We start from the raw sequence: 12,185 nt of genomic DNA on the forward strand, positions 1-12,185 counted from the left end.
ACCCATACAGAAAGGAGCACGTCGATGCGCAGTGGCACGCGGATCCATGCGGTCATGCAGGAGGTCCGGTCCCGGATCGCCTCCCGCACCTGGCTGCCGGGCGCACGCCTGCCGTCGGTGCGTGCCCAGGCCCGGGCCCTGAAGGTGTCCGTGTCCACGGTGGTGGAGGCCTACGAGCGCCTGGCGGCCGAAGGGGTGATCACCTCCCGCCCGGGATCGGGCTTCTACGTGGCCGGGCCGGTGGCGCCGCTGGCACTGGCCGATATCGGGCCGCGCGTGGACAGGCAGGTCGATCCGCTGTGGCTGGCGCGCCAGTCGCTGGAGTCCGATACCAGCATGCTCAAACCGGGCTGCGGCTGGCTGCCTCCTTCCTGGATGTACGAGGAGGGCGTGCGCCGCGCGCTGCGCGCCCTGGCACGGTCGGACACGCTGGAGCTGACCGAATACGCGACGCCCCTGGGACACCCGGCGCTGCGCCACCTGCTCGCACGGCGCATGGCCGCCACCGGCCTGGAGGCCGGCCCCGAGCAGATCATGCTGACCGAGTCAGGCACGCAGTCCATCGACCTGATCTGTCGCTTCCTGCTGGAGCCCGGCGATACCGTGCTGGTGGACGACCCCTGCTACTTCAACTTCCACGCCTTGCTCAAGGCGCACCGCGTGCAGGCCGTGGGCGTCCCCCATACGCCCCAGGGCCCGGACGTGGCCCTGTTCGCCGCCGCCCTGCAGGCGCATTCGCCACGCCTGTACATCACCAACTCGGGCATACACAACCCCACGGGCGCCACGCTGTCACCGCTGGTGGCGCACAGGATCCTGAAGCTGGCCGAAAGTTCGGACCTGGTGATCGTGGAGGACGACATCTTCCACGACCTGGAGGCCGCCTCCGCCCCCCGGCTGGCAGCCTTCGACGGGCTGTCGCGCGTGATCCAGATCGGCAGCTTCTCCAAGACGGTATCGGCTGCGCTGCGCTGCGGCTACATCGCGGCCCGGCGCGACTGGATCGAGGACCTGGCCGACCTCAGGATCGCCACGACTTTCGGTGGCGGGCGCATGGCCGCCGAGCTGGTACTGCGCGCGCTGACCGACAGCGGCTACCGCAGGCACATGGAAACCTTGCGACAGCGGCTGGCACAGGAGATGGAGCGCATCGCGGCCCGGTTGCAGGCGCTGGGCATCACGCCCTGGCTGATGCCGCAGGCCGGCATGTTCCTCTGGTGCCGCCTGCCCCAGGGCAGGGATGCCGCCACCATCGCCCGGGCCTGCCTGGAAGAGGGCGTGGTGCTGGCCCCCGGAAATGTCTTCAGCCAGTCGCTGAGCGCGGGCGACTTCCTGCGCTTCAACGTGGCGCAGTGCGCGGACGAGCGGATCTTCGAGGTGCTGGCGCGCGCGCTCGGACGCTAGAGCGTGTCATGCAGGCTCCAGGGTATGCCCAGCATCCCACGCACCCGTGCCCGGACCTGGTCCGGCGAGGGCGGCATGTCGAACAGCACGCGGTAGACGATGGGCGCGGCCAAGGCATCGAGCAGGGCCTCCACGGGCGGGCCCGCCTCGCCGCGCCGGACCGCACGCTCGCCGATCTCCTGCAGCTGGCCGCGCAGGATTTCCACGCAGGCGCACGGGCCCTGCTCATTGCCGGCCGCCGCCGCCATGTCGCGCAGCATGGTGCGGCCCAGGGGCGATGCGGACTCCTCCAGGAACTGCTCCGCCCAGGCCAGCAGGTCGCCCTCCAGCGTGCCCGTGTCCACCGGGGGTGCCGTGGGCCGGATGATCTCCACCGCCACATCGGCCAGCAACTGCTGGATATCTCCCCAGCGCCGGTAGAGCGTGGAGGGCGTCACCCCCGCCTGTGCCGCGATCACCGGAAAGCTCAGTTCCTCGCGCGGCATGGTTTCCAGCAGTTCCTTGACCGTCTGGTAGACAGTGGCCTGGATGCGCGCGCTGCGCCCGCCCGGCCGGGCGGGCTTGGGAAGGGATGGGACTTTCGGGATCATGGTTATTAAAGCTAAAAATTTGCATTAACAAAGTGCGAGCGCACAATTCGCAAACGCAAAAACTTTGCATTAATTGTGCCCCAGGCCTTTTGACCATGTCAGCCCTGCACCCATCCCACACCCCCTCCCCTGTCCCTGCGCCCGGACGCAGCCTGGCGGTCCTGGCGTTCGCGCTGGGCAGCTTCTTCGCGGCCTCGAGCGCACCCACGCCGCTGTACCGGCTCTACCAGCAGGACTGGGGCTTTTCCTCCGGCATGCTGACCCTCGTGTTCGCGGTGTACGCGCTGAGCCTGCTGCTGGCCCTGCTCACCACGGGGGCACTGTCGGACCACCTGGGCCGCAAGCCCGTGATGCTGGCCGCCCTGGCCCTGGAGATCGTCTCGCTGGCAGTGTTCGCCAGGGCCGGTGATGTGCATGGACTGGTGCTGGCGCGGGTGCTGCAGGGCTTTGCCACGGGCATGGCCAGCGCCGCCATGGGCGCGGCGCTACTGGACCTGCACCGCGAACGCGGCACCCTGGTCAGCACCATGGCGCCCATGATCGGCATGGCGGCCGGCATCGTGGTGGCGGCCGAGTTCTCGCAGCTGTGGCGCCAACAGCTGGGGATGGTGTTCTGGCTCATGGCCCTGCTCTTCGTAGCTGTCGCGGCCGCCGTGGCCGTGTTGCCCGAAACCGGATCGCGCCGCCACGGCGCGCTGGCGGCGCTGCGCCCGCGCGTGCGGATTCCACGCCATGCCCGGGCCGACTTCGTGCGCGTGCTGCCCATGAGCCTCACGGTGTGGGCGCTGGGCGGCTTCTACCTGTCGCTGGGCCCTTCGATGATCCGATCGGCCACGGGCTCGGAGGTCGCTGCCAGCTTCGCCGTATGCATCAACACCCTGAGCGCCGCCGCCGCCATCTGGACATTGCGCAGCCGTGCGCCGCGCGCCATGCTGCAATGGGGCGGCAGCGGCCTGCTGGCCGGCGTGGCGCTGCTGCTGATCGGCGCGCACCTGCAAAGCCTGGCCCTGGTGCTGGGCGCCTCGGTGGTGGCCGGCGCTGGCTTCGGCGTAGGCTTTCAGGGTGCGCTGCGCACCGTGATCCCACGGGCCGAGCCCCATGAGCGAGGCGCCCTGATCTCGGCCGTCTACATCGCCAGCTATCTGGCCTTCAGCATGCCGGCCATCGCCGCGGGCGCGGCCGCCTCGCGCTTCGGGCTGCTGCCGGTCACCTATGCCTACGGCCTCATGCTGATGGCCTTCGCCGCCCTGGCCCTGGCGGGCACGCGGGCCGGTGCGGCTTCGGCCCCCGCACGGACATCCGAAGCGCCACAGCCCGCGCCCAGGCCCTGCTCACGGTGAGGCCGCGACCGGGCCGCGCACGGGGATCCGTGCCTTGAGCCAGTCGCGGAACAGCTGCACCTTCCGCGACTGGCGCTGCAGCCGTGGCGAGACCAGGTAGTACGAGGCCCCGGTGCGCACGGGCAGGCCGAAGGGCGCTACCAGCTTGCCGCTGTCCATGTCGTCCGCCAGCAGGGCGGTCTGGCCGATGGCGATGCCCAGGCCATCTGCGGCGGCCTGCCAGGTCAGGACCGAGCTGCTGAAGCGCATGGTCTCCACGCCTTCGATCTCGTCCTCGTAGCGGCACAGCCGGGCCCAGGTCTGCCAGTCCGCCTTGCGGTAGTGCGAGACCAGCAGCCGCTTGCGCAGCAGGGCCTGGGGGTAGGCCGCCTCGGGCGCGTTGGCGCGAAAGAAGGCGGGGCTGCACACAGGCTCGATCACATCCTCGAACAGGAACTCCGTGTCCACGCCCTGCCACGCGCCATGGCCCATCTGTATGGCCAGATCGACAGGGTCCCGGTCGAAGTCCACGTCCTTGACCGAATTGGTGATGACCACGGCGATGTCGCCATGGCGGGCATTGAAGTCCTGCAGCCGGGGAATCAGCCACTTGGCCGCGAAGGTGGTGTAGGTCTGCAGCCGCAGCGTGCTGTCCGAGCCGCTGCGCATGATCTCGTCGGTGGCGCGGCCTATGCCCTCGAAGGCCGGCGCGACGGCCTCGCCGTAGCGCTGACCGGCCTGTGTGAGGCTGATGCCGTGGCGCTCGCGCCGGAACAGCTCCACGCCCAGGTAGGACTGCAGCACGTGCAGTTGCTTGCTCACGGCGGACTGGCTGATGTGCAGCTCCCGGGCGGCCAGCGTGAGGTTGCGCGTGCGCACCACCACCTCGAAGACCTTCAGGGGGTTGAGCGGCGGAATTCTTCCATGCATGGCGGGATTCTAGAAGTCCGGCCGGCCGCCTCCAGCCAGCGGGACATGAGCAGGTTCACCTCCTGCGCGCACTCGTACTGCACCCAGTGGCCGGCGCGCGGCACGATGGTCCAGCAGCGCTCGGCGCGGCCCTGGGCCAGGCTTTCGGCGGCCTCCATGGGCTCGGCCGTGACATCGGCCTCGCCCCAGACCAGCAGCATGGGCCGGTGGTAGTCCTGCAGCACGGCGGGCAGCCGGCTGCCGCGCGAGATGGCCTTGCTGCGAAAGCGCGTGGCCTCGCAGGACAGGGCATGCACGCGCAGGGCCAGCGCATCCACCGCGGCGTCACCGGACAGCATGAAGGCCGCGAGGTTCTGGCGCAGCGCCGCCGTGCGCGCCACGGGGTCCCGCACGCGCCAGTCCAGCAGCGCGGCGGTCTCGCGGCGCCTGCCGCCATGGCCCGCCGTGCCCAGCAGCACCAGCCGGTCGACCCGCTCCATGCGCGCGGCCAGCAAGGCTGCGACGGCACCACCGAAGGAAAAACCCGCCAGGTGAAAGGCCTGTCCTGGCAAGAGCGCATGCAGGCCCTGCTCCAGCGACTGCAGCAAGGCCTGCAGCCGCGACGCATCATGGGCCGGCAGATCGAAGTCCTGCGAGTCGCCGAACCCCGGCAGATCCGGCACCAGCAGGCGAAAGTGCCGGGAAAGCACATCGATGTTGCGCGCCCAGTGCATCCACGATCCATGGCCTCCATGCAGCAGCACCAGCGGCGGGCCCTGGCCCCATTCCCGCCAGTGGATGTCCACGCCGTGGCCCGTGCGCACGTGGTGCAGCGCCGAGACATCCAGCCCCCGCAGGAAGGCCTCGGCCCGGCGGATGCCATCGTCCATGATCAGGCCTGGCACGGCTGAGAGGCCTGCAGCACCAGCGCATCCACGGCCAGCACGCCCTGCCCTTCGGGCATCACCATCAGCGGGTTGACCTCGGCCTCCAGCACGCCGAGCTCCGGGCGTACGGCCAGTTGCGACAGATGGGAGATGGCCAGCGCCAGCGCGCGCAGGTCGCCCTTCGCGGTACCGCGCAGGCCCGAGACGGTCTGCAGCATCCGCACCTCCTCGATCATCCCTGCCGCCGTCTCCACGGACACGGGCGCCAGCCGGATGCTGCGGTCACGCAGCACCTCGGCCCAGATGCCGCCGGCGGCCAGCATGACGACGGGGCCGGCATCGGGGTCGATGCGGTAGCCCACCAGCACTTCGGCCAGGCCCTTGCGCATGGGCTGCACCAGCACCTGTTCGCAGGCCACACCGGGCGCGCGCTGCGCGAGGTTGGCGCGCAAGCTGTCGATGGCCTGCGCCAGCTGGCGCGCATCCTGCAGGCCCAGCGCCACGCCGCCGACCTCGGTCTTGTGCGCGATGTCGGGCGAGCACAGCTTGGCGGCGACCGGATAGTCGAATGGCAACTCGCCCGGCGTGTCACCGAAGGCAAGGCATACGAAGGGCGCATGCGGCACCTGCAGGGAGTCGAGCAGCCCGTAGGCCTGGGCCTCGCTCAGCGTGTGGCCGGGCCCCTGGTCCGGCGGCATGGCGGCCGGCGGGCCCGGAACCCGTCGGGCGAAGACGGCGGCGATGGCATCGGCGCAGCTCTCGGGCGTGCGAAAGCAGGGCAGTTGCGCCTGGGTCAGCGCGGCCATGGCCTGGGGCGCATCGGGCACGAGCATGGCCACCAGGGGCTTGGCGTGGCACGCGCTGTCCAGGATGGGCTTGACCGCCAGGTCCGGCTGAAAGCGTGCGGACGATCCCACGACGGCCACGACCATGTCGATCTCCGGCGCCTGTTGCAGGATGTCCAGCGCCTTCTTCATCACCTCGTACCGGGTGCCCGCCAGGGTCAGGTCCAGCACGCGCCCCGCGCTGCCCGGGATGCCGGCCTCCTGCAGGCGCTGCAGCGTCTCGCCCGAAACGGGCTGGACGGTGATGCCGCGCAGACCCAGCTGGTCCACGACCATGGCCGCGCCACCGCCCGTGGTGGTCACCACGGCCACGCGCCGCCCGCCCTGGCCTTGCTGCAGGGGAAGGCGGCGTGCCAAAGGGAACACCTCGAACAGCGTCTCCAGCATCTCCACGCGCGCCACGCCCAGGTCCTTGAGGAAGGCGTCGGCGATATCGTCCTCGCCGGCCAGCGCGCCCGTGTGCGTGGCCGCCATCTCGGCGGCCGCGCTGGAGCGGCCCAGCTTGTAGGCGATCACGGGCTTGCCACGCAACGCCGCCTCGCGCGCAAAGTCCTGCAGCCGGGCGCCGTGGCGCAGGCTTTCGAGGAACAGCACATAGCCTTCGATGCCCGGGTCGTCCAGCGTGGCCGCGCAGATCTCGCCCACGCTCAGATCCACTTCGCTGCCCACCGACACCAGGCCCGCGAAGCCCACGCCGCGCGCCTTTCCACGCGAGACCAGCGCGCCGATCATGCTGCCGCTGTGCGATGCCACGAAGACCTTGCCCCGTGGCACGTCGGGCTCGGCAAAGGCTGCGTTGGCCGTCAGTACCAGGCCGTTGCGCGGGTTGACCACGCCCAGGCTGCTGGGCCCCAGGATGCGCAGGCCCGAGGAGTGGGCGATCTCGCGCAGCTGCGCCTCGCGCTCCATGCCCTGCGGGCCCGATTCGGAAAAGCCGCTGGCCAGGATGGTGACCACGCCCACGCCCAGGCGCGCGCATTCGCGCACCGTGTCCACCACGGTGTCGGTGGGCGAGAGCACGAAGACATGCTCGGGCACCTCGGGCAGGGCCGACAGGCCGGGCCAGGCCTTCTCGCCCTGCACCTGGCCACGGTGCGGGTTGATGGGATAGATGGCTCCGGCGAAGCCCGTGCGGCGCAGGAACTGCAGCGGCCGGCCGCCGGTCTTGCCCGTGTCATCGGAGGCACCGACCAGGGCGATGCTCGCGGGCGCCAGCAGGACCCGGCTCAGGTGCGCGCGGCCGGGGGTCGCCGGGGCGGACGCAGGGACGGCCACGGCGATGGAGTGGGAGGCGTTCATGGTGAGGCTCACTTCTCTATCTTGACTTTCTTGAACTGCTCGGACCATTGCACCACCTCGGACTGCAGCTGTGCCTTGAATTCGGCCGGCGAGTTGCCGATCAGCACCGCACCCTGGGGAATCAGCGTGTCCTTGAACTCCCTGGACTGCACGGCCTTGGCCACGGCGGCCGCCAGGCGATCGACGATGGGCCGAGGCGTGCCGGCCGGCGCCAGCAACCCGTTCCAGGAATCGGACACCATGCCGGGCAGGCCCAGCTCGGCGAAGGTCGGCACACCGGGCAGGCCTGGCAGGCGCACGGGGCCGGCCACCGCCAGAGGGCGGACCTTGCCTGCTTCCAGGTGGGGCATGGCCCCCGTCGATGTCATGAACGCGACATCGACCACGCCGGCGATCAGGTCGGTCAGCACGCCGGAGCCTCCCGAGTACGGCACATGCAGCATCTGCAGGCCCGCCAGTTGCTCCAGCCGCAGGGTCGCCATGTGCTGCGAGCCGCCCGCCCCCGTCGTGCCGTAGCTCAGCGCGCCAGGCCTGGAGCGCGCCAGGGCCTCGAACTCCCTGTAGCTGCGGGCGCCGAGCTGGGGGCTGGCCGCCAGCACCCCGGGGGCCGAGGAGATCTTGGAGATGGGCTCGAAGCTCCTGAGCGGATCGAACTTCTGCCTGGGAAACACGAAGCTGTTCATGGTCAGCGGCGCGGCGGCCACCAGCAGCGTGTAGCCGTCGGGCGCGGCGGCAGCCACGGTTTCCGAGGCGATGTTGCTGGTCGCGCCGGGCTTGTTCTCCACGATGAAGGCACCCTTCAATTCATCCTGCAGGGCCTTGGCCACCAGGCGCGCCACCACATCGGTGGGGCCGCCGGCCTGAAAGCCCACGACGATCTTCACGGGGCGTGAAGGGTACTTGTCCGAGGCCGGTGCCAGGCCGCAAAAGCCCAGGGCCGCCAGCGCGACCATCCATGTACGACGATGCATTCCTGTCTCCTGGTTCCTGATGGCGCGAGCCGGCGTCAGGCGCGGGGCGCGCGCTGGGAGAAGCTGCGACCGAAGACTCCCTCGGCGATGCGGTTCCTGAGCACCTCGATGGAGCCGCCGGCGATCATCCAGCCACGCGTGCGCCGCACGCAGTACTCGACCAGCGCCTCCTGGCTGAAGCCCATGCCGCCCATGACCTGCATGGCCTCGTTGGAAACCTCCCATCCCGCCAGGTTGCAGGCCAGCTTGGCCATGGCCGTGCTCTGCGCGCCAGGCAGGCCATGCTCGCCCTCCAGCGCAGCCTTGTACAGCAGCAGTTGCGCCTGCTCCAGCTTCATCCACATGTCGGCGAACTTCCATTGCAGGCCCTGGAACTCGCACAGCTCACGCCCGAACTGGCGGCGCACCAGCGCGTGCTCGCGCGCCAGGTTGAAGGCATGGCGGCCCAGCGCCAGCGCCCGCGAGGCATTGCCCAGACGCTCCACGTTGAAGCCCGAGATCTGCTTCTTGAAACCGCCCGCGCCCAGCAGCACGTTCTCCCGGGGGATGCGGCAGTTGTCGAAGTACAGCTGCGCCCATTGCTCGCCATTCATGAAGCCCGAGGGCTGGCCGACCTCGAAGCCGGGCGTGCCACGCTCCACCAGCACGGAGCCGATGCCGTCCACCCCGGGGCCGAAGCGCACGTAGACCAGGAACAGCTCCGCCTCGGGGCTGTGCGTGGAAAACACCTTGCTGCCGTTGATCACGCAGTGGTCGCCATCGGGCGTGGCCGAGGTCTTGAGCTCGGTCACCGCGGAGCCTGCATCGGGCTCGGTCATGCCCAGAGAGATGAGCTTTCTTCCAGCCAGCAGGTCCGGCAGGAAACGGGCCTTCTGGGCCGCGCCCGCATATTCGACGAAGGTGCGTATGGGGCCGAAGTTGCCGGCCTGCACGATGTCCGCGCTCCTGGGACACACCAGGGCCACCTGCTGTATGGCCAGCACGGCATGCATGAGCGTGCCGCCCTGGCCGCCGTCGGACTCGGGAAAGGCGATGCCCAGCAGGCCCTGATCCGCCAGCAGGCGGGCCGTGTCCCAGGGGTAGTGCGTGGCATGCGCACGCTCCAGCGCGCCAGCGGCCAGCCGGTCCTGGGCAAAGCGGGCCACGCTGTCGGCAAAGGCCTGGTGTTCTTCGGAAAGGATGAAATCCATGGTGGTCGGAAAGCAGGTTGACGATGGCCCGGATCATTGGTGCTTTCACCCCTGGCGAGTTCTTCCAATCCCGCCTCATGGCATGAGAAAAAGATATGTCTTGCATGCCATGGCACCGCTATCGTGAAGGCCTGCACCACCTTCCGCCTCTTCCATTGCCATGCACGTCAGCGAAACCCTGGGCCGGTTCGGCGCCCGCTATGCCCAGCAGTCCCCGGATGCCGATGTGCTGCACCACGCACGGCGCGCCGTGGTGGACTGGTACGCCGCCCTGATCGCGGGCCATGGCATGGACCCCATGCCCCGCCTGGAGCAGGCCATGGCCGAGGACCTGGACCGGGGCGGCGCACGGCTGGCCCTGGGCCGTCGCGCCACGGTGCGGACCGCGGCCCTGATCCATGGCACGGCCTCGCACGCGGCCGAGGTGGACGACATCTTCAGGCACGCCATCTACCATCCCGGCGCCCCCACCATCTCGGCGGCCCTGGCCGTGGGCCAGCAGGAAAAAGTGTCGGGGCTGGCGTTCCTGCAGGCCGTCATCGTGGGCTACGAGATCTCCACCCGCATCGGTCAGGCACTGGGCCGCGCCCACTATCGGTACTGGCACAACACGGGCACGGCCGGCTGCTTCGGCGCCGCCGCGGCCGCCGCCTGCCTGCTGGGGCTGGACGCGCCGCGGTTCACCCATGCGCTGTGTACGGTGGCCACCTTCGCTGCGGGCCTGCAGCAGGCCTTCCAGATGGACTCCATGTCCAAGCCGCTGCATTCGGGGCGCGCGGCCGAGGCCGGCGTGACCGCCGCCCTCATGGCGCAGCAGGGTGTGACGGGCTCGCTCGATGTCTTCGAAGGCCCCATGGGCCTGGGCGCGGCCATGAGCGACACGCCCGACTGGCAGGCCGTGCTGGCGGACCTGGGGCAGGTCTTCAACATCACGCAGATGACGTTCAAGAACCATGCCTGCTGCGGACACACCTTCGCCGCCATCGACGGTGCACTGCACCTCCAGCAGATGCACGGGTTCGCGGCCGGCGATATCGACAGCCTGCGGATTGCCACCTATGCGCCCGCGCTGGCCGTGGCCGGCAACCCCTCGCCGCGCACCGCGGCCGAGGCGCGCTTCAGCATCCCCTACGTCGTGGCCAACGCGCTGCGCACGGGCAGCGTGCGCCTGGCGGCATTCGACGAAGCACATCTGTCCGACATGCAGACCCGCGCGCTGATGCAGCGCATCTCGCTGGAGGTGCATCCCGACCTGGACCGCCAGTTCCCGGCCCGGCGCGCCGCCCAGGTCTCCATCACGCTGCGGGACGCCAGCGCGCATGCCTGGCTGCAACCCACGCGCAAGGGCGACCCGGACATGCCGCTGAGCGATGCGGACCTGCAGGCCAAGCTCATGGAGCTGGCGGTGCCGATACTGGGCCGGCAGCGGCTGCTGCGCACCAGTGACCGGCTATGGACGCTGGAGCAGGCAGCCGGGCTGGATTTCCTGTGCCTGCCCCCCTGATTCCGAGCAACCGCTGCGCCCCGGCAGCCATGAACGGCCCACCCCCTCCAGCCCGCACAGGCCGTCGACCCGAGAAGTCCCCAGGTTTGGCAGCGCTGCACACCAGCGCCCGAGGAAATCGGTAGCACGGGCATGGCCTGCGTTTTCAATTTTTCTTTGAAACCGCTCCTTTTTTACAGGTCTTTTTCAAACAAAAGTCCAGGATCATGATGGCGTCCATCCCATTCACCCACCCGGACCCTCCCATGAAAGCCATCGGATACCAGAAACCCCAACCCATCAGCCAGCCCGACGCACTGATGGACATCACCCTGCCCGAGCCCGTGGCCACCGGCCGCGACCTGCTGGTGCGGGTCCACGCCGTGTCGGTCAACCCGGTCGATACCAAGGTACGGGCCGGCAGCGCGCCGGCCGAAGGCCAGGACTACAAGGTGCTGGGCTGGGACGCCAGCGGCATCGTCCAGGCGGTGGGACCCGAAGTGACGCTGTTCCAGCCCGGCGACCGGGTCTGGTATGCGGGCTCCATCGCGCGGCCGGGCACCAACAGCGAGCTGCACCTGGTGGATGAGCGCATCGTGGGCCATGCCCCGCGCTCGCTGGATTTCGCCCAGGCGGCCGCCCTGCCGCTGACCGCCATCACCGCCTGGGAGATGCTGTTCGACCGCCTGGGCATCGCGCCCGGCAAGCAGCCCGGCGGCAAGACGCTGCTGATCGTCGGCGCCTCGGGCGGCGTGGGCTCCATCCTCACGCAGCTGGCGGCGCGCCTGACCAGCCTGACGGTCATCGGCACGGCCTCGCGGCCCGAGACCCAGGCCTGGGTCAGGGAACTGGGTGCCCACCATGTCATAGACCACAGCCGCCCCATCGCCGGGGAGTTGCGCCGCATCGGCTTTCCCGCCGTGGACTACATCGTCAGCCTGACGCAGACCGACCAGCACTATGCGCAGATCGTGGAGGCCATCGCACCCCAGGGCAAGTTCGGCCTCATCGATGACCCGGCCTCGCTGGATGCCACCGCGCTCAAGCGCAAGTCCGTGTCCCTGCACTGGGAGCTGATGTTCACCCGCTCCCTGTTCGGCACCCAGGACATGCAGGGCCAGCACCGCATGCTCGAGGAGATCGCCGCCCTGGTCGATGCGGGTCTGATCCGCACCACGCTGGCCGAGCGCTTCGGCACCATCAATGCCGCCAACCTCCGGCGCGCCCACGCCCTGATCGAATCGGGCAAGGCGCGCGGCAAGGTGGTGCTGGAAAACTGGGACTGAGC

Annotated in this window: 10 protein-coding genes; 4 read left to right on the forward strand and 6 right to left on the reverse strand. The window is 69.8% G+C overall.

Going from position 1 to position 12,185, the window contains the following annotated elements; genetic code table 11:
- Positions 1–24 precede the first annotated feature (24 nt).
- Positions 25–1,404, forward strand: coding sequence for a PLP-dependent aminotransferase family protein (locus L1Z78_RS22120; RefSeq protein WP_234638488.1), 1,380 nt, complete (start codon positions 25–27; stop codon positions 1,402–1,404).
- Here the strand turns inward: L1Z78_RS22120 and L1Z78_RS22125 are convergent.
- Positions 1,401–1,994, reverse strand: coding sequence for a TetR/AcrR family transcriptional regulator (locus L1Z78_RS22125; protein ID WP_234638489.1), 594 nt, complete (start codon positions 1,992–1,994; stop codon positions 1,401–1,403). The genes L1Z78_RS22120 and L1Z78_RS22125 overlap by 4 nt on opposite strands.
- 95 nt (positions 1,995–2,089) lie before the next feature.
- Between L1Z78_RS22125 and L1Z78_RS22130 the strand changes: the two genes are divergently transcribed.
- A complete protein-coding gene (locus L1Z78_RS22130) occupies positions 2,090–3,334 on the forward strand; it encodes an MFS transporter (RefSeq protein WP_234638490.1) in 1,245 nt (414 codons plus the stop codon).
- Here L1Z78_RS22130 and L1Z78_RS22135 read toward each other — a convergent pair.
- The 5 genes from L1Z78_RS22135 to L1Z78_RS22155 are packed head-to-tail and all read right to left on the reverse strand — an operon-like array spanning position 3,326 to position 9,414.
- Positions 3,326–4,243 (reverse strand): LysR substrate-binding domain-containing protein, encoded by a 918-nt coding sequence (locus L1Z78_RS22135; RefSeq protein WP_234638491.1) that lies wholly within the window; start codon positions 4,241–4,243, stop codon positions 3,326–3,328. The genes L1Z78_RS22130 and L1Z78_RS22135 overlap by 9 nt on opposite strands.
- Positions 4,210–5,112, reverse strand: coding sequence for an alpha/beta fold hydrolase (locus L1Z78_RS22140; RefSeq protein WP_234638492.1), 903 nt, complete (start codon positions 5,110–5,112; stop codon positions 4,210–4,212). The genes L1Z78_RS22135 and L1Z78_RS22140 overlap by 34 nt, the downstream gene beginning before the upstream one ends.
- Positions 5,113–5,114: 2 nt before the next feature.
- Positions 5,115–7,253: an acetate--CoA ligase family protein gene (locus L1Z78_RS22145; protein WP_234638493.1), complete on the reverse strand. Its 2,139-nt coding sequence runs from the start codon at positions 7,251–7,253 to the stop codon at positions 5,115–5,117.
- A gap of 8 nt (positions 7,254–7,261) precedes the next feature.
- Positions 7,262–8,224 (reverse strand): Bug family tripartite tricarboxylate transporter substrate binding protein, encoded by a 963-nt coding sequence (locus L1Z78_RS22150; RefSeq protein ID WP_234638494.1) that lies wholly within the window; start codon positions 8,222–8,224, stop codon positions 7,262–7,264.
- Between the two features lie 35 nt (positions 8,225–8,259).
- Positions 8,260–9,414: an acyl-CoA dehydrogenase family protein gene (locus tag L1Z78_RS22155; RefSeq protein WP_234638495.1), complete on the reverse strand. Its 1,155-nt coding sequence runs from the start codon at positions 9,412–9,414 to the stop codon at positions 8,260–8,262.
- 160 nt (positions 9,415–9,574) lie between these two features.
- Here L1Z78_RS22155 and L1Z78_RS22160 point away from each other — a divergent pair, with 160 nt between their 5' ends.
- Both L1Z78_RS22160 and L1Z78_RS22165 read left to right on the forward strand, forming a co-directional pair.
- Positions 9,575–10,918: an MmgE/PrpD family protein gene (locus L1Z78_RS22160; protein WP_234638496.1), complete on the forward strand. Its 1,344-nt coding sequence runs from the start codon at positions 9,575–9,577 to the stop codon at positions 10,916–10,918.
- Between the two features lie 245 nt (positions 10,919–11,163).
- Entirely contained in the window at positions 11,164–12,183 is a 1,020-nt protein-coding gene (locus L1Z78_RS22165; RefSeq protein WP_234638497.1) for a zinc-binding alcohol dehydrogenase family protein, read from the forward strand.
- The last annotated feature ends 2 nt before the right edge of the window (positions 12,184–12,185 follow it).

It is taken from the genome of Delftia tsuruhatensis (assembly GCF_903815225.1).
Classification (GTDB): domain Bacteria; phylum Pseudomonadota; class Gammaproteobacteria; order Burkholderiales; family Burkholderiaceae_C; genus Comamonas; species Comamonas tsuruhatensis_A.

Coding starts and splice junctions, on each gene's coding strand:
- L1Z78_RS22120 (WP_234638488.1), top strand. CDS start 25: ATGCGCAGTGGCACGCGGATCCATGCGGTCATGCAGGAGGTCCGGTCC.
- L1Z78_RS22125 (WP_234638489.1), bottom strand. CDS start 1,994: ATGATCCCGAAAGTCCCATCCCTTCCCAAGCCCGCCCGGCCGGGCGGG.
- L1Z78_RS22130 (WP_234638490.1), top strand. CDS start 2,090: ATGTCAGCCCTGCACCCATCCCACACCCCCTCCCCTGTCCCTGCGCCC.
- L1Z78_RS22135 (WP_234638491.1), bottom strand. CDS start 4,243: ATGCATGGAAGAATTCCGCCGCTCAACCCCCTGAAGGTCTTCGAGGTG.
- L1Z78_RS22140 (WP_234638492.1), bottom strand. CDS start 5,112: ATGGACGATGGCATCCGCCGGGCCGAGGCCTTCCTGCGGGGGCTGGAT.
- L1Z78_RS22145 (WP_234638493.1), bottom strand. CDS start 7,253: ATGAACGCCTCCCACTCCATCGCCGTGGCCGTCCCTGCGTCCGCCCCG.
- L1Z78_RS22150 (WP_234638494.1), bottom strand. CDS start 8,224: ATGCATCGTCGTACATGGATGGTCGCGCTGGCGGCCCTGGGCTTTTGC.
- L1Z78_RS22155 (WP_234638495.1), bottom strand. CDS start 9,414: ATGGATTTCATCCTTTCCGAAGAACACCAGGCCTTTGCCGACAGCGTG.
- L1Z78_RS22160 (WP_234638496.1), top strand. CDS start 9,575: ATGCACGTCAGCGAAACCCTGGGCCGGTTCGGCGCCCGCTATGCCCAG.
- L1Z78_RS22165 (WP_234638497.1), top strand. CDS start 11,164: ATGAAAGCCATCGGATACCAGAAACCCCAACCCATCAGCCAGCCCGAC.